Annotated in this window: 11 protein-coding genes; all 11 read right to left on the reverse strand. The window is 42.2% G+C overall.

Annotation, left to right across the window (positions count from 1 at the left end; all coding sequences use genetic code 11):
- Nucleotides 1-90: 90 nt before the first annotated feature.
- The 11 genes from IM676_RS18790 to cobA all read right to left on the reverse strand — a co-directional run bounded on the left by IM676_RS18790 (nucleotide 91) and on the right by cobA (nucleotide 17,659).
- Entirely contained in the window at nucleotides 91-1,647 is a 1,557-nt protein-coding gene (locus tag IM676_RS18790; protein WP_200988279.1) for an ATP-binding protein, read from the reverse strand.
- A gap of 370 nt (nucleotides 1,648-2,017) precedes the next feature.
- A complete protein-coding gene (locus IM676_RS18795; RefSeq protein WP_225880403.1) occupies nucleotides 2,018-4,483 on the reverse strand; it encodes an ATP-binding protein in 2,466 nt (821 codons plus the stop codon).
- Between the two features lie 253 nt (nucleotides 4,484-4,736).
- Complete coding sequence (locus IM676_RS18800) at nucleotides 4,737-6,293, reverse strand: ATP-binding protein (RefSeq protein ID WP_200988279.1); 1,557 nt, start codon at nucleotides 6,291-6,293, stop codon at nucleotides 4,737-4,739.
- Nucleotides 6,294-7,054: 761 nt separating this feature from the next.
- The gene (locus tag IM676_RS18805) at nucleotides 7,055-10,072 is read right to left on the reverse strand and encodes a DUF1156 domain-containing protein (RefSeq protein ID WP_225880404.1); all 3,018 of its coding nucleotides are present in this window, start codon (nucleotides 10,070-10,072) and stop codon (nucleotides 7,055-7,057) included.
- Nucleotides 10,073-10,110: 38 nt separating this feature from the next.
- Nucleotides 10,111-10,722 (reverse strand): Uma2 family endonuclease, encoded by a 612-nt coding sequence (locus IM676_RS18810; protein ID WP_200988280.1) that lies wholly within the window; start codon nucleotides 10,720-10,722, stop codon nucleotides 10,111-10,113.
- A 127-nt stretch (nucleotides 10,723-10,849) separates the two neighbouring features.
- Nucleotides 10,850-11,260, reverse strand: a complete 411-nt coding sequence (locus IM676_RS18815) for a type II toxin-antitoxin system VapC family toxin (RefSeq protein ID WP_200988281.1) — start codon at nucleotides 11,258-11,260, stop codon at nucleotides 10,850-10,852.
- Nucleotides 11,257-11,529 (reverse strand): hypothetical protein, encoded by a 273-nt coding sequence (locus IM676_RS18820; RefSeq protein WP_200988282.1) that lies wholly within the window; start codon nucleotides 11,527-11,529, stop codon nucleotides 11,257-11,259. The genes IM676_RS18815 and IM676_RS18820 overlap by 4 nt, the downstream gene beginning before the upstream one ends.
- A 242-nt stretch (nucleotides 11,530-11,771) precedes the next feature.
- Nucleotides 11,772-12,119 carry an RpnC/YadD family protein gene (locus tag IM676_RS18825; RefSeq protein WP_200988283.1) on the reverse strand — a complete coding sequence of 116 codons (348 nt, stop codon included), beginning with the start codon at nucleotides 12,117-12,119 and terminating at the stop codon, nucleotides 11,772-11,774.
- A 496-nt stretch (nucleotides 12,120-12,615) separates the two neighbouring features.
- Complete coding sequence (locus IM676_RS18830) at nucleotides 12,616-16,059, reverse strand: helicase-related protein (protein ID WP_200988284.1); 3,444 nt, start codon at nucleotides 16,057-16,059, stop codon at nucleotides 12,616-12,618.
- A gap of 239 nt (nucleotides 16,060-16,298) precedes the next feature.
- Entirely contained in the window at nucleotides 16,299-16,868 is a 570-nt protein-coding gene (locus IM676_RS18835) for a Uma2 family endonuclease (RefSeq protein WP_200988285.1), read from the reverse strand.
- 29 nt (nucleotides 16,869-16,897) lie between these two features.
- Nucleotides 16,898-17,659: a uroporphyrinogen-III C-methyltransferase gene (gene cobA, locus IM676_RS18840; RefSeq protein WP_200988286.1), complete on the reverse strand. Its 762-nt coding sequence runs from the start codon at nucleotides 17,657-17,659 to the stop codon at nucleotides 16,898-16,900.
- Between the last annotated feature and the right edge of the window lie 231 nt (nucleotides 17,660-17,890).

The following is a 17,890-nucleotide window of genomic DNA, read 5'->3' on the forward strand; positions in this document are numbered from 1 at the left end:
ATACTAGCTCTTACCTTAAAGTAGCATAAATAATATTATACAATTTTCCTACGGGTAACAGTCAACAGTCAACAGTCAACAAATCCAAACCTACCCCCGAATGACTGTGATATTTCTTCCCTGGGGACTGCGGGCTATTTCCGTAGTAGTGCGATCGCTGATGGGGGGTAAATCCGGGCGACGGTCAAATATTACTAACCATCCTGTATCTAGATTGAGTCCTGATAAATATTTATCTAGTTGTATTAATCCTTGGGGTAAGGGGTCGGGTTTACCATGCTTCCATACCTTTAATTCCATCCCTAAGACCACATCCCCATACCTTAAACATATATCCATCCTCCCGGAGCCTATGGCGTATTCCCGTTCTAAGCTCCCACCACCATTAACCACACGGTGTAAAAATGCCATTAATACTAAGTGGGGGGCTATTTCTGGGTAAGGGGTACTTTTAAATAATGGTTCCCCATGTTGTCGCCAAAAGTCTAAGAATGAATTTAACAATGCTATTGCATCCAGTTTGCCAGTATATGTTAACCAGGTGGGTTGAATCATCGGTAAACTATCTTGAGTTCCCTGGGATAACACCTTGGGGATGACCTCTTGATAAATGGGGTTAGCTACCTTTAACCCACCCTCTTTACTGCGAATCACTAAGCCTAAATCTAACAGATAACGGCGATCGTCTTCCGGGGTGTTGGGTAATTCTTCCCCAGCTAAGATGGGTTCTATGATTGCTTTTACCCTATCTTCTCGCAGTCGTTCTGCTAAACTATCTAGGTGGGTGTCTTGCCTTTGAATTAAGATATCTTTGGCTTGATTGATTAAATCTACCGTGATGGGGATATTCACATCTTCTGCTAAATACTCCGTAACTTGACGGGCGATCGCATTAACTAACCAAGGTTGACCCTGGGTTAAATAGTAGGCGTGGTGAATGGCTTCGGGGGTGAAAATTTGCCCCGTGGCTTGGGTGTGTTGTTCGTATAGAATTTTTACCTCTTCCAACGTAAAATTATTTAAAGTTATAGATTCTACCTTGATATTAAAGGGGCTAGAGGTATTTAACCTGTCACTACCACCAGAAGCTACCTTGTAATCACGGACATCCCGCATCCCAATTAAGGCTACACATTGGGGGAAACCCTGGGGACGACTGGGATAACCGGAGCGTAATTGTCGCAGTACAGACATGAGAGTTTCATCACTTAAAGCGTCAATTTCATCTAAAAATACTACCAGGGGATGGGGAGAACTACCAGCCCAAATACTGAGAACTGTTTGTAAATCTAACTGGGTAATTCCCGTTTCTTCCTTAATTTGATTAATATGTGGTAAGGGTAACTTCAAAAACCGGATCTGATTCTGCCAGTGATTTAAAATACTACTTTGCGCCGCCAGGGGGTCATGGGGAAATACTGCGCCCACTTCTAAGGATAGTAAGACGGCGGTGTACTTACCACTAGCTGTTAATTCCTGTGCTAGGGTGAGCATGGCAGTAGTTTTACCGGTTTGTCTGGGTGCATGGATGACAAAGTAATTCTCTTGCTCAATCAAGCGTTTTAACTCTGGTAACCGTTCACTGGTGGGTAGGGTATAGTGAATATTTGGCTTACAAGGGCCAGCGGTGTTAAACCATTTAGTCATAAAAGTTTAGGTATAGGTTGATTTGATTATAACTTCTATGATTGTTGGCGGTTGACGGGTCAGGGTTTAAGAGCTAGGAGCACGGGGAGCCAGGGGTTAGAAACCCCTGTCTCATAGCTTAAGTCGGATGAATCCGACTCGGTGTTAACTGTTGACTACTCATATCCCCGACTTCTGACTATGATATTGGCCACCAGAGTCAACACCCCCAGTCAGTGGCGGGGATGGTGGTTACTAATGAGGTACGTGATTATGCTTATGGTTAAGGTTTGTTTGTTTTGGGTCTGTGCGGTGATGATGTGGTGATTTTAAATGAGCCGAATTTTCAACCCCGGAAGTGGTAATAGGAGCTTTCAGAGGGGGCGATCGCCTATAACAGCAGCGATCGCCTTTCGCAGATGGTCGGATGAGGTTTGACCCCACCCCCAACCCCTCCCCTTGTAAAGGGAGGGGGGTATAGAGAATGGCGATCGCCTNGGAACGGGTCGTAAATACCATTACTGGTTTTACCCACATAGGCTAAAGTCCCATTTTGAACCCCACGGGCGATCGCATCTTTGAGACCATCACTATTTAACAGTCGGGGAAATACCGGGGAAGCAAAAAAAGCATCCCGAAGCGCTTTAGTACTCCATTCTGTGAAAGCTGGGGGCCAATTTCTGACTAAAAAGCGGGGATTGATGGTATCAATTATATCGTCACTTTGACGTAACTTATTAATAATTAACTTAACTAGTTTATCCGCTTGACTAGAGTTAACCTGTCCCAAATCAATTACACGGATTTGGTTATTTTTATCTAATAAAGCCACATACTTATAAGCATTCCACACACACTCTTTTAAATTCACCTCGCATTTTTTGAGATTTTCTTGTAACTGACGGGTTTGATTTTCATCTAATTGTGTCTCCTCCTCCCGTATATCCTCCCAAGCGAGAATCTTTCTGGCTTCTTCTCGCATTTTCCCATCATTATCAGCGATCGCCCAAATGATCCCACTCTTAAAGGTTCTATGGGATGTCCCACACTCCTTAGTCATAGATTTCACCATTTCCATGGTTTGGGTATTTTGCCGAGAATATTCTGGTGCTAATATAACTAAACGTAAAACAGGACTATTGGCGATCGCGGCGGAACTTTCGGGAAATTGCACCAACTCTATACCCAATTCCGGGGTAAACACCTTTTTAACTTCTGCTTTTACCCTGTCGGTGATTCGGGAAGTTTGAATATTAGCGCGACGGTCGGCGAGAATTTTATTTAAATTAGGTGAGAGACTAAAAGAATACCTATTTTGCTCTATTGACAGATAATAACAACTGGTCGCCAGACTTTCCAGCACAGTTTCCACATTTCCAATATCTAAAGATGGTTCTGCCACAGCTAACCGAATTTCTGGTACAGTAGACTCAGCCCGCATAATGCCACCATTAGACTCAAAAAATATGGTGGTTGTTACCTTCTGGTGTAGTCGTGCTTTTCTAATTTGCTCATCAGCTTCTGCATCCAAACGCACCCCATGGGAATCCTTCCTCCCACAAATATCCGTAGTCACAATCCCTTCTAATCTACTTTCCCCTAATTGTTCCAACAGTGCTGTACGGAAATTTGGGTCATCCAGGGGAGCAGTCCCTAAAGTAATTAACCCGTCACGGTGTGAGCCTTGATATCCTTTTTGATAAGCATGAGATACCCACAAAGCTAGGAGTCTTAAAATTCCCCTAGTGCGTTGGAACCGGGGTAAAACTTGCCATTTACGCTCAAATACTGATAATACACAAGGGTGAAAAGGATAGGTAGCATAAAAAGCCTCTCGCGGAGCATCTACCGGAAACCAGCTAGGTAATTGTTGACGGTGGTCTAATACCCAATCAGCATATTCATTACAAGTATTCACCGCATCCTTGGGTAAGATAATTCTACCATCCGTAGTCACAGCCCGGCTATCCCACTCAAACAATCTTCTTCTAATAATTTCTGAGGTTTCCTCTGCTGCTGACATCATGATGGGTTTACCCACCCTATCCAGCATTTTCTTTAATCTTTGTTGGTCTCCCTCATCGTCAGCGGTGTATTCCATTTCCGAAGCGGGAATAGAAACCACTAACACCACATTATCTAAACCTCTGGCAGTTTCCGACAATGCTTGAATAAAATTGTATAAGCTGTTATGATAACCCTTACGACGGTAAGTACTCGCATAATTAAGAACTTCATCCATTAAAATCAAACAGGGTCGATCTTTAGGCAGAAATTGTTTAATCACATCCCCCTTGGGTTCGATAAATTCCCCTTCGTGTTGTGCCAATATAGCTAGTGCAGACTCACCACCTAACTGATAGGCAATTTCTCCCCATGGTGTTTTGCGTAATGGTGTACCATCCTGGCCACCACGTCCATTAATAGAATCAAATTCAGTCCCCACAAATACAGCTACTGCTGCTGGGGGAACGGAGGGTACACCTGCTGCTTGTAAGATTTTTTTTACCCCAGTCCAATGTTCCGCATCAGCCCCACCCCGGGCCAGGTGATATAATAAGGTGAGGGCGTGGGTTTTACCGCCACCGAATTGGGTAGAAAGGTTGAAAACAGCAGAGGTTTGGGTTTTTTCCCCAGATAAACGCCGCACAACTTGGGCTGCAAACTCAGTTAAATATTTAGTTAAATAGGTACGGTCAAAAAATCTAGCTGGTTGTTGATAATCATCAGGTGCTGTTTTATTCCTCACCTGGTCTAAATGTACTGCAAATTCCGCAGCATCTAAGGGTTTACCTTCCCGTAGGTCTTCCCGGGGTGTAAGTCCATCGATTTTATACCAAGGTTTAATATTTGCCATAATTTTACAAGTTGTTTTATAAGTTTTTCCGGGGGAAGAGGGAGAAACAATCAAATCCAGTCCCCTCCTCTCTTGAGGGGAGGGTTAGGGTGGGGTCAAACAATATTTGATACACTAATCATAACTTCTTACTCCCCTGATCAGGGGGGAAACAATCAAATCAATACTAGCTCTTACCTTAAAGTAGCATAAATAATATTATACAATTTTCCTACGGGTAACAGTCAACAGTCAACAGTCAACAAATCCAAACCTACCCCCGAATGACTGTGATATTTCTTCCCTGGGGACTGCGGGCTATTTCCGTAGTAGTGCGATCGCTGATGGGGGGTAAATCCGGGCGACGGTCAAATATTACTAACCATCCTGTATCTAGATTGAGTCCTGATAAATATTTATCTAGTTGTATTAATCCTTGGGGTAAGGGGTCGGGTTTACCATGCTTCCATACCTTTAATTCCATCCCTAAGACCACATCCCCATACCTTAAACATATATCCATCCTCCCGGAGCCTATGGCGTATTCCCGTTCTAAGCTCCCACCACCATTAACCACACGGTGTAAAAATGCCATTAATACTAAGTGGGGGGCTATTTCTGGGTAAGGGGTACTTTTAAATAATGGTTCCCCATGTTGTCGCCAAAAGTCTAAGAATGAATTTAACAATGCTATTGCATCCAGTTTGCCAGTATATGTTAACCAGGTGGGTTGAATCATCGGTAAACTATCTTGAGTTCCCTGGGATAACACCTTGGGGATGACCTCTTGATAAATGGGGTTAGCTACCTTTAACCCACCCTCTTTACTGCGAATCACTAAGCCTAAATCTAACAGATAACGGCGATCGTCTTCCGGGGTGTTGGGTAATTCTTCCCCAGCTAAGATGGGTTCTATGATTGCTTTTACCCTATCTTCTCGCAGTCGTTCTGCTAAACTATCTAGGTGGGTGTCTTGCCTTTGAATTAAGATATCTTTGGCTTGATTGATTAAATCTACCGTGATGGGGATATTCACATCTTCTGCTAAATACTCCGTAACTTGACGGGCGATCGCATTAACTAACCAAGGTTGACCCTGGGTTAAATAGTAGGCGTGGTGAATGGCTTCGGGGGTGAAAATTTGCCCCGTGGCTTGGGTGTGTTGTTCGTATAGAATTTTTACCTCTTCCAACGTAAAATTATTTAAAGTTATAGATTCTACCTTGATATTAAAGGGGCTAGAGGTATTTAACCTGTCACTACCACCAGAAGCTACCTTGTAATCACGGACATCCCGCATCCCAATTAAGGCTACACATTGGGGGAAACCCTGGGGACGACTGGGATAACCGGAGCGTAATTGTCGCAGTACAGACATGAGAGTTTCATCACTTAAAGCGTCAATTTCATCTAAAAATACTACCAGGGGATGGGGAGAACTACCAGCCCAAATACTGAGAACTGTTTGTAAATCTAACTGGGTAATTCCCGTTTCTTCCTTAATTTGATTAATATGTGGTAAGGGTAACTTCAAAAACCGGATCTGATTCTGCCAGTGATTTAAAATACTACTTTGCGCCGCCAGGGGGTCATGGGGAAATACTGCGCCCACTTCTAAGGATAGTAAGACGGCGGTGTACTTACCACTAGCTGTTAATTCCTGTGCTAGGGTGAGCATGGCAGTAGTTTTACCGGTTTGTCTGGGTGCATGGATGACAAAGTAATTCTCTTGCTCAATCAAGCGTTTTAACTCTGGTAACCGTTCACTGGTGGGTAGGGTATAGTGAATATTTGGCTTACAAGGGCCAGCGGTGTTAAACCATTTAGTCATAAAAGTTTAGGTATAGGTTGATTTGATTATAACTTCTATGATTGTTGGCGGTTGACGGGTCAGGGTTTAAGAGCTAGGAGCACGGGGAGCCAGGGGTTAGAAACCCCTGTCTCATAGCTTAAGTCGGATGAATCCGACTCGGTGTTAACTGTTGACTACTCATATCCCCGACTTCTGACTATGATATTGGCCACCAGAGTCAACACCCCCAGTCAGTGGCGGGGATGGTGGTTACTAATGAGGTACGTGATTATGCTTATGGTTAAGGTTTGTTTGTTTTGGGTCTGTGCGGTGATGATGTGGTGATTTTAAATGAGCCGAATTTTCAACCCCGGAAGTGGTAATAGGAGCTTTCAGAGGGGGCGATCGCCTATAACAGCAGCGATCGCCTTTCGCAGATGGTCGGATGAGGTTTGACCCCACCCCCAACCCCTCCCCTTGTAAAGGGAGGGGGGTATAGAGAATGGCGATCGCCTTTGGTCAAGATCATCAAATACATGATCTTCTAGTCAGATTTATCTGACTTTAGCTTTGAGACGGGGGTTTCTAACCCCCGGCTCCCCCTGTAGCATCAAAGGGAATTTTTCAACCCAGGGCGATCGCCTATAACAGCAGCGCTTCGCCTTTGGTCAAGATCATCAAATACATGATCTTCTAGTCAGATTTATCCGACTTTAGCTTTCAGACAGGGGTTTTTAACCCCTGGCTGCTGTGGGTGTTAACTGTTGACGGGTGACGGGTGACGGGTGACTGTTGACCCTCTAAAACCCTAATCCTTTCTTTCTGGCTAATACCCCATCTACCCAGCGTTTTTCCTCTGAACTAACGGGGTATAATGCCGATAGCGCCTGAGCAAGTCCCCAAAAACGGGAGTCACCACCGACACCTTCATCAACTAAAAAGCTTTTCAATGCTTCGCTGCGTCCAGCTGCAAATAAAATCATAGTTTGGTGAATTTGGTCTAAAGTAGTATTTCCTATCTGGGGTAATGTTTGTGTATCTTCCTCCCCGCCATCTTCCTCTGTCATACCCATTTGGGTTAATAGGTCTAGTTGTTCGGGTTGTTTCTTTTTCCCTTTGGTTTTACCTGTGGTTGGGGTGGGGGAACCGGGGGAAGCAAGTAAATATTGTCTACGTTCTGAAACTGGTAACAGTCGGGCGCTACTACCTTTAATCTCCACTAACCGGGTTAATTGTTCTAACTTTACCCCCAGTCCTTGGGCTATTTTCCGCGCTGCGTCATACTCTAGGGTATAACCGCTGGTTTTACTGGTTTTGCTGCTGGTTTCCTCCTCTTCCTCCTCCTCCGGTTCTGTGGTATCAACTTTACCTGCGGAAAGAGTCCACAACCACATGGCGGTAAGGCGCGCATCTTCTTCAAAGTCAGTGGTATCGGTGTCAGAGAAAATCATACTTAGGGCTTCCCTTGATACCGCCGCCCACACATATTCTAGATATTCCTTCAGGGTGACAATTTCACCAGAAGCCTTTTCTACCCCGGAGTAGCGAGAGAAGATTTCTAAAGCTGGGCCTAGACACGCAAAGATAGCATCAGCACCCACTACCCCTTCCCCTGCTAATCTACCCATCCAATCATGTATGCGTTGGGGGAGTTCTTCCAGGACATCTCGCCAGTCGCCAATTTCCTCACAGGTGCGGGGACGACAGACTATATGGACTGAGGAAGCAAGGGCTGCTGTTCCCATTGCATTCATCCTATTTCCCATTTCTGTATCTATAGGCCAGGAACCAGTTATAGTCCAACCTGCATCTACCATGGCTTGTAGTTGGGCTTCCCACCCAGCAGTTGATTTATGAGCAAAGACAATTACAGCTATACCTTCCGGTGCTAAAAATCGGTTTCCTTCCGCCATAGCTTTTTGCATTTGCTGTTCAAAATAGGCTTTATCTTTGCCTCTGCTGGGATTTACAATACATTCTTCTTCTTTTGGTGTTAATTCATTTTTAAAATTAAGGCTAATAGTTTTAGGTAATGTACGTTTCAACCACACATAAAAAAAGTCCGATAAATCAGAATATTCAATACTGTCATAGTATGGAGGATCTGCCATTAATGCTTGAGCAAAATCATCTGGTAAGATATGGTTATTTGCAGGAATTAAGCTTACATTACCAGAAGAATTATATGAACCTAAAATATATTGAAAAACTTTATCAACTATTAAACGCCCCCAACTCCAACTCCAAGAATTACTAAATATTAAATTAGATTCTGCAAAATCCCATACCATTGGTATTGCTTGTCTACTAAATAATGCTGTAATTCCTTGATCATCATTTCCCCACCTAGTTAAAGAATTACCAAAATCAGCAAGTTTATCAACTGTTAATACTAAACAAGTTTGCACAGCCTCAGCCAAACCTTTATCTTCCCTATCTGCTAACTTTTCTCCCACATCTTTAACCAACTTCACCAAAGTAGTTAAAGCTAAACTTTGCCGATGAGTAAATAAATCTCCAAATTTATCTATTCCGTAAGATTCTAGACGAAAGCTTCTACCTTGAGGTGGAGTAGGTTCATCAGGAATTAAACTCAAATCCCCAGAATGCTCTTTCACCCGCCTTTGTAACTCAACACCAGCCTTTACCACAGCGTCTAAATCCTGCTGATTGGGTAACCGATAAAATCGCCCCTTAGTACCTTCCTTCGTAGTCACCACACAAAACAACCGTGCATCATTCGCCCCTCCCCGACGGGCTTTAAACTGTTTACGCACCGACGCTACAGGGGTAGTATACCCACAACAAGGACAAGTAGCGGAACCTCTTTTCACCGTCCCATCAAAACTAGGGTTTGTGACCTCTATTTCTGGGTTATCAGCGACTACCCATTTATTTTTATCCTTCTGGATAATTTCAAACTCTACCCGCTTCTGTTGCGGTTGGGGAATGATCCTTAAACCAATATTGCGATTACTCTTTTTACACAGATACAAAGACCGCATTAAGGGAACTTCCGCCCCACATCCTGGACCTTCACAAATAATAGTCCTAGCCCATAAATAGGCAATGGGGGTACTACCATCGGCATCTTGGGGATAAAATTGACCTAATTCTGTTTCTGCTGCTTCCTTTACCCACTGTCCCCAATGGCGCACCTCATCCGCTAACTTTTGCCCATATTTAGGGATATATTCCAACACCACCTTATTTAACAACACCGCCACGGGGTTAATATCAGAGGCGAAAGCATCCCCACCCACCCGCAGTGCTTCCAGTGGGATGGAACCACCCCCAGCAAAAGGGTCAACCACTAAGGGTTTAGTTCCTGGTATCCCCCCTAAAGCTTCGTGTGCTGCTTGGGTTAACTGACGACTGGTTTCTAAATAATCAACTTGGGTAGAATTATCCCAGTTAGCAAAGTCTGCAATAAAATCAAGCAAGCTATTTCTTAATATATTCCAATCTTGAGGACTGTTAACATCTAACTGAGATTCTGATTGAGCTAATATTCCCCATTTACTCCAAACTTCAGTAGAACAATGTTTAGATAACTTCTCATCTGTGGCTGCTTTCACAGCAAAATTATGAATATATTGGGTAGCTAAATCGCGAAAGGACTGGGGACAGTTTACATCAACCGGATCAGGCCATAACGCCGCACAAAGAACAGCCCGACAAGCCGCCAAAGGTCGCCGCGCCCACCAAATATGTAAAGTAGAAATATGTCCATGGCGGATTGATTTCTCTCTTCTAGCGTGGGCGGAAATGCGTTTAATAGGTAGGTCAACCTCAATCAGGCGTTTAGGGTATGGCATTATTTAGAAAATCCGGGAGGTATAGGCGGAGCAATCAACTATAAATCTATATTTTCGGTGAAATTAACTTTTTTATATAATTGCTGCACAGACAATTGTAACTTAACTGTTGACAGATTTAACTGAGCATTTTCTGTTTTATACTCAGTCAATATCCATTGATGTTCACCAGTCTTGACATATTGCATCACATAATATTGACTCTGGTCAATTAAAATATATTCTTTCAACTCAGGAATTGAGCGATAATAGAGAAACTTATCCCCCTGGTCATAATCTTTGGTAGATTTCGATAAAACCTCAGCAATTAATAAAGGATTTGTCACCGTTGTAGTATTTGTGCTGTAATAAACAGGTTCACCCTCAACAACCATCACATCAGGATAGGTAAACTGTCTATACTGTGGTATCCACAACTTGACATCACCAATATAAACTTCATAGTTCAAATCATCTAAAGCTAAATTTAACCTAGTGGCGAGATTTAACGCCAATTTATTATGATTAGTAGTCCCCCCAGTCATCGCTATAATTTCCCCATCTCGAAATTCATTTTTATCATCAGCTTTCGCTTCTAGTTCTAAATATTCTTCTGGGGTATAGTAGGCTTTAAGGATTTTGATATTCTGGGTAGTGGTTCGTAATTTCATAGATTTATTCAGGATAAATTAGGTATAGCATAAAACAATAAAATCCAGTCCCCTCCCCTTACAAGGGGAGGGTTAGGGTGGGGTGAAACAATAGTTGATACACTAATCATGACTTATCAAACATCCTTTAACGTAATAAAGAAATAAACCCAGCTTGTTCAAAATGTTTATCATAGGCAAGTGCTTCTAATATATTTTTTTCAGACATAATACAAAATGATGTACAATCTGTCATACTCCATGCTTGATCTAGCCTTTGACTATACAACTCCAGCCCACGTTTAAAGAGGTTATCTGTTTGTATAACTACTTCAATCTCAGGATTATCAAAGCAGTAATTAATAAACTTAACCACCTTTTGTTTATAAAAAACACCTTTTGCAGAAAAGGCATTTAGTAATTCAGTAAATACCATCTCACTGGTCACCAGGTCAATATTATTGATACGATTTGCTATTTCTTTAGCTTTTTGATGTAAATCATCATCAGGATTGAGTAAAGCAATCCAATAGCCTGTATCAGCAAATATTTTTCTCATAATTCTTCTTTAGATGCACCATATAAATAGTGATCTAGATTTTTTGATAAATCCCTTGGTAGCTGTAGATTATCTCCTGTGGGTGTTTCAGAATTGATTTGATCTATGAAATTTAACAAAGATGGTAAATCAGAATTATGAGAATTATCTTTCTTCACTATTTCTTGATTTGACCGGTATTTAATAAATAACAGGAAGTCTAAAACTTCTTTGATTAAAATATCAGGTGTTTGAGATATTTCATTGATTAATCGTTCTCTTGCAGACATTTACTTTCTCCTTAAAACAGGGAAACATCGGAAACAATCAAATCTAGTCCCCTCCTCTTACAAGGGGAGGGTGAGGGTGGGGTGAAACAATACTTGATACACTAATCATACCTTTTAAAACATCCTCTTAGGGAACACCGGATAAAAAGGGAAGTACAAAATCCAGTTCCCTCTTGAATAGAGAGAACTGGGTGGGGTCAAACAATATTTAATACACTGAACATAAATTTTAAAACATCCTTTCAATTATCCTGTGATAAGCGCCCTTGTAACTCCCGCACCCGCTCTAAACTTAAACCTGTAATTTCTCTAGTTTCTTCTGCACCCATACCCCTGCGGAGTAAATTAATGGCGATGGTTTCCTGTGCTTCCTGAACACCTTGCTGAATACCTTGCTGAACACCTTCCTGAATACCTTCTTGGCGAGCTTTGCGTTCCCAACTGGTGACAATTTCCATATATTTTTCCTCCTGTAATAATCCCATATTATTCGCCGTCACCTGAAATAATTCCTCTTCGGTCCCATTCAAATTGAGATAGACATCCACAAACCCTGAAATTAACTGCATCCGCGCTGGGTCTAGCTTCAAAGTAATTAACAGAGGATGTTTGGAAAGTGTTAAACAGGTAATTTTTATATTAGGGAACAGGGAACAGGGAATGGGGGATAGGGAATAGGGAATAGGGAATGGGGAATGGGGAACGCACAAAAAACAATAAAATCCAGTTCCCTCCCCTTACAAGGCTATCCATTACCCGGATCTTTCTTAACATTCGTGAGAGCGATCGCTCGCAAACCCCCAAACCTTAATCCTCCGTTGATGATTCTCAATAAAATAAGGGTTTTATCAAGAACAATAAGGTACATTTTGTCAAGAGTAGGGAAATTTTCAAGCGTTGAAACCATTGCCACATAAATGTTTCAAGATTGTTAAGAAAGATGTGAGTAATGAATAGCCTTACAAGGGGAGGGTTAGGGTGGGGTGAAACAATAGTTGATACACTAATCATGACTTATCAAACATCCTCTGAGGGTGGGGTCAAAGATATTTGCAGCAAATCTCTGGTGTTAATCTTGCCCATATCTTATATGATATCTCCTAAAATCTCCTCTGCTTTCAAATAAAAATGCTCAATTTTAATTAAAGGTTCCCAACCCAAGCGCACAGGGTTTTTAATAGTCACCACCCTAGGAGAAGACGCACAATTAAACACCACATATAACCAATAATCATGCTGTAATCTTTCCGCAGTTTTATATTCATTTGTAGTCAAGGCGACTTGGCCAATATTCCCCCGTCCCTTAACTTCAATAAACCTCACTTCACTAGCTTTTAAAGGGTCGCCAGAGTCTGGTTGACGGGAGATTAAATCAAAACCCCGGTTTTCTGCTTCCACACTCACAACCTCCCAACCTCTAGCTTGTTCATATTCTATCACTGCTTGAATGGCAATTTTTTCAATTTGCTCATCAGCAACCATGGGCGCAATTTCTGGGGATGTTCTTTGGGGATGGGGTAACACCCAAGCTCGCCCATGATGATTAATACTAGTAATGGTACAACTGGCTTCTTTTTGCAATTCTTCCCGACGTTGTTCTAATCGACCATTTAATTCAAATAGTCGGTCTTCTAATTGTTTAATTCGTCCTTCTAATCCCTGTTCTTTAGAGCCAGATTCCTTAAGTTCAAACAACTCTGCATATTGAATCTGGACTTTATTGATAATCACATTCAGACTAATTTCTATATGCTGGGAAATTGTCTTGACTTCCTTTTGTCTTTCGGTGCGAATTTCTGTTAAAAAGCTATTTAATTCTTGTTCAACTAATGCTTGTTCTACCTGTTCGCGACTGGGTAAGTTACTGTCATCTGGTATGGAATTAACCCAGTTACCATTGTCCTCACCTTCTCCACTGGTACTAGATACTAAATCTAAAAATATGGTTGGTTGACGGATGGTGATTTTTCCATCTAACTCTGTCTGGACTACATATAAACGTTCATGGAGTTTATTACCCCGTCCATCACTAATCCCGGCGGAAAATACATCTAACCTCCCTGGGGTGTGACGATGTAAATCAAAAAATACTGCACCGCGGTGCTGGTGTTCCTGTACTTTGGTAGCAACTTCCTCCCGCACACATTCAAATAGGGGATGTCCTGGGGTGACCCATTCTAAGGTGGGGTCATCTGTCAAGATATGTTTATCAAAGGTAATCTTTTTATACTCTCGCCCCAATTTACCAAAGCGAGTTTCTAATTTATCTCCCGTTCCCCACAAGGTGCGCGGAACCCGCCCAATTTTATATATTTTCTTACCCTTCCCTGTTTCCTTGGGATGAATCCCCGCTATGAATGCTGCTTGGACAAAGAAATCATGGATGACTTCGGGGACTAATCGCCGTTCCTTAGCTTCAGCAGATTTACTGATAATTTGTGACAGATTTAATTCCCGTCTGGCTAATCCTTCCAAGGCAGAATCGCTAATTTTACGGAAATGTTCTGTATCTACTTGTTCTACAATCCGATTCAGAATTGCCGACTCAGTGAGGTTATGGGCGTACATATCCCGGATCATCTTTTCTAACTCATTGGCGGGGAAAACATCCCCTAGGACGTTAAATACTTTACCGGTTCTTTCCGGGTCTAAATCCCTTTCAATGGCGCGAATCCGCTCAAACAGCTTCCATAGTACCTTACCTTCAGTGGTATTAATAGCGACAAAGTTAAAAATTAAACAATCTTTATCCTGGCCGTAGCGGTGAATACGTCCCATCCGCTGCTCTAACCTGACGGGATTCCAGGGGATATCATAATTAATCATGAACCAGCAGAATTGTAAATTAATTCCTTCTCCCGCTGCTTCCGTCGCTACTAGTACCTGACACTCTTCTTTAAATTTCCGTTCGGAATAGATGCGAGTGTTGGGTGTATCTCGATCGCCTATTTTCATTGTTCCATGAATTTGGGTCACGGATAAACCCCAAGCTTGTAATTTCCCCACTAGATAATCTAAGGTGTCCTTATGCTCAGTAAAAATGAGCATTTTCATCTTAGGGTCTTGAAAAATTCCCTCCTGGGTAATTACTTCTTTGAGTTTGACTAATTTAGATTCTACTTCCCGTTTTTCTAAGCTCAAGGCTTGATGAATTAAAGCAGTTAATTGTAAGATTTCCCTTTGTAATGCAATGGGGTCAATAGAAGCTACCACACCTTCTAAATCCCCCATAATTTTTTCCTGTTCTGTGTCTGTTAAATCATTAAAGTCATCGGGAAGCTTTTTCTTAATTTGCTCTTGACGATGGGCTTCTGGATCTTCTAAAATTCTTTGGCGTTTATCGCGCATTCGTTCTAAACTGCGCCGCACAGCGTAAATACTAGAAGCAAAGCGACGTTGTAACATCGCCATGGTAAAACCTAATGCTCTACCTTTAGCTGTATCATCGGTTGCAGCTTTGATTGATTGGTCTTCTACATAGTCTGTCAGAGCATGATAAAATTCTAATTCTTCCGCGTCAATTTGAAACTCAATGGTATCAACTTTGCGATTAGTGAATAATTTTTTAACAATACCGGTTTCTGCATCGGGAAATGTTTTTAAAGATTCTTTGGTACGACGCAGGTAAAAAGGAGCATGATTTTGATCAATTGCAGCTTGTAAACTTTGCACATCCCCATACACATCTCTATCTAATAATTCTAGGAATAAACAAAAGTTTTTTGGGTCGCCCTTGTGGGGGGTAGCGGTCATTAATAAATAGTGGTCGGTAATTTGGGAGAGTTGTTCACCCAGTTTATAGGCTAAAGTTTTATTATCGGAACTGTAAGCACTCATTTTATGTGCTTCATCCACAATAATTAAATCCCAGTTACTTCTTAATAAACTATCTTTCGCATCTTGAATGCGAGAAACCCAAGATACAGAAGTAATCACTTGACTTTTGTCTTGCCAAGGATTAGAACCATAATTAGCCCGCAGGACATCACCCCGGATTACCTCAAATTCTTCGCGAAATTTGTCTTTTAGTTCTCGTTGCCATTGAAATGTCAGGTTGGCGGGTGTAATAATTAGGGTACGTTTCACCAGTCCCCTAGCTTTTAATTCTTTGAGCAGCAACCCCGCCATAATGGTTTTACCCGCTCCGGGGTCATCCGCCAGTAAAAACCGCAGCCTTGGCTGTTTTAAAAAATACTCATAAACCGCCTCTAATTGATGGGGGAGGGGGTCTACCCGGGCGATCGCCAAGGCAAAATAAGGATCATATTCGTAAGCTAACCCCAAACGTAGAGCTTCCACACCGAACCGAAAATACTGGGCGTTACCATCAAAGGGTTCTCTTTCCGGTGTAGCTTGTAACTGTTCCAACTGTTCAGCGTTGAGTATGGGTTGATAAACCTGATTAGTTTTGAGTCCTTTACCCGTGAGTTTAACTGCTGTCCCCATTGTTTTCACGGACAACACCTGTACTGGTTCTGGAAAGATGGAACCACGCACAATTACATCTTCTTGTAGCTGGTCAATTTTCATCGGGTTACCTCTCAATACTCAGGAGTATATCTGTTACCAGCACTCTACTGATTATATAAGTATAAGCATATTGAGGTAAACTTTAGGTGAACTTTATAGTTAAAATTGTTGTACTTAAAGGTGATGGAACTTAATAAATTAACTAAATATTTTTACATAAAATAACTTTTTAGGGTAGGTAAAAAAGCCCACCCCTCCCTCAACCTCCTTATAAGAGGAGGGGACTGGATTTTCTGGTTTCAGGATGAGCGCTGATTAATTTTCAACCAGGTAAAAACTTGCTCTGATGTCAGGTTTAAATCGACTCCTGCTAAAACTTGTAGGGGGGAAGCTCCTCTACAAATCTGAGGTTGTTGGTCTGGGGTCAAAATCAGGACAGAATAATCATCTGGATCAACCATCCACCCTAACTGACAACCATGTTTTAAACAATGTAAAAGATTATCAATAACCCGATTCGCCTTCTGATCAGGGGAAAGAATTTCAATAGACCAATCAGGGGGTGCTGTAAAATTATCCTCCGCTTCTCCCACTTCGTTGACTGCAATTCGCGCCCAAGCAATTACAGCGATATCAGGAACAATAGATCGCCCGGCGAAAGTACAGCGCAGTTCAGGTAAGGCCGTATATGCTTGGCTATGACTATCAACTTCAGTTAACAGGCGCTTTTGTAAAATAGAGTGGCGAGTTTTTGGCATTGGTTTTTGCATGGCTTCCCCGTCCATGTATTCCCATGCTGGGGATTCCTCTACACAGGGAAGTTTCAGAAATCCATCAATTGTCAGAGTTTGGGGGGAAAAGGTAGTCATGGTTTGGGAACTCAGCTTTTACTGTAGAATTACACAGGAGAGCAGCCAGATAAAATACTGTGCATATTGACAACTGCACCAATCACAGCGATCGCCGGGGCGGTAAATCCAGTGGCTGTAACTTGGGCAATAATAGTTTCTAAGGTTCCAATCAATTCTTGTTGTTCTGGTCGTGTCCCCCAACGCACTAAAGCAATGGGTGTTGCACAATCTAGCCCAGCTTGGCTTAATTGTTCCACAATATAAGGCAGATTCTGAACCCCCATGTAAATCACAATAGTTTGTGAACCTTGGGCGATCGCCTGCCAATTTACCTCTGGCTTATACTTATCCACTGATTCATGTCCCGTAACGAAAGTTACAGAAGAACTATATAACCTATGGGTTAAAGGTATACCAGCATAGGCAGGAGCCGCCACACCCGATGTAATACCCGGCACAACCTCCACAGGTATACCAGCAGCCACTAAATCCGCCATTTCCTCCCCCCCACGACCGAAGATAAAAGGGTCACCGCCCTTGAGTCGCACAACTAGGGGGTATTCTTGAGCTTTGGTAATTAACAACTGGGTAGTTTCTGACTGTAGTAACGAATGTCTCCCCATGCGCTTACCTGCGTTGATTTTCTCCGCTTGGGGGTTAATCATGTCTAAAATCTCTGGACTAACCAAAGCATCATAAATCACCACATCAGCAGATTCTAATAAACCCTTACCCTTGAGGGTCATTAGTCCTGGGTCTCCTGGACCCGCACCTAATAAATAAACCTTACCCGTCACCGTGCGGCTCATGTATCTATTAAAATATAGTGGGAGAGTGAGAACCCCTACGCTTTAGCGAGGGGATGAAACGTGACTCAACAGGATTTATCCTGTCGTATCCTTACAAAAAAACTTTAACAGGTATTTACAAAGCATTTCTGATTAGTTAGGATAAAAAAGCATCCACAAATATGGTGAAAAACCCAAAAGATGCTTTCCTTAAGTAGCCACACAGCTAAATATACCTTTAGCCAAGGTGGG

It is taken from the genome of Anabaenopsis elenkinii CCIBt3563 (assembly GCF_015245355.1).
Lineage (GTDB): Bacteria > Cyanobacteriota > Cyanobacteriia > Cyanobacteriales > Nostocaceae > Anabaenopsis > Anabaenopsis elenkinii.

Excerpts from the sequence above, each read along its gene's own strand:
- IM676_RS18790 (WP_200988279.1), bottom strand. The coding sequence starts at position 1,647 with ATGACTAAATGGTTTAACACCGCTGGCCCTTGTAAGCCAAATATTCAC.
- IM676_RS18800 (WP_200988279.1), bottom strand. The coding sequence starts at position 6,293 with ATGACTAAATGGTTTAACACCGCTGGCCCTTGTAAGCCAAATATTCAC.
- IM676_RS18805 (WP_225880404.1), bottom strand. The coding sequence starts at position 10,072 with ATGCCATACCCTAAACGCCTGATTGAGGTTGACCTACCTATTAAACGC.
- IM676_RS18810 (WP_200988280.1), bottom strand. The coding sequence starts at position 10,722 with ATGAAATTACGAACCACTACCCAGAATATCAAAATCCTTAAAGCCTAC.
- IM676_RS18815 (WP_200988281.1), bottom strand. The coding sequence starts at position 11,260 with ATGAGAAAAATATTTGCTGATACAGGCTATTGGATTGCTTTACTCAAT.
- IM676_RS18820 (WP_200988282.1), bottom strand. The coding sequence starts at position 11,529 with ATGTCTGCAAGAGAACGATTAATCAATGAAATATCTCAAACACCTGAT.
- IM676_RS18830 (WP_200988284.1), bottom strand. The coding sequence starts at position 16,059 with ATGAAAATTGACCAGCTACAAGAAGATGTAATTGTGCGTGGTTCCATC.
- IM676_RS18835 (WP_200988285.1), bottom strand. The coding sequence starts at position 16,868 with ATGACTACCTTTTCCCCCCAAACTCTGACAATTGATGGATTTCTGAAA.
- cobA (WP_200988286.1), bottom strand. The coding sequence starts at position 17,659 with ATGAGCCGCACGGTGACGGGTAAGGTTTATTTATTAGGTGCGGGTCCA.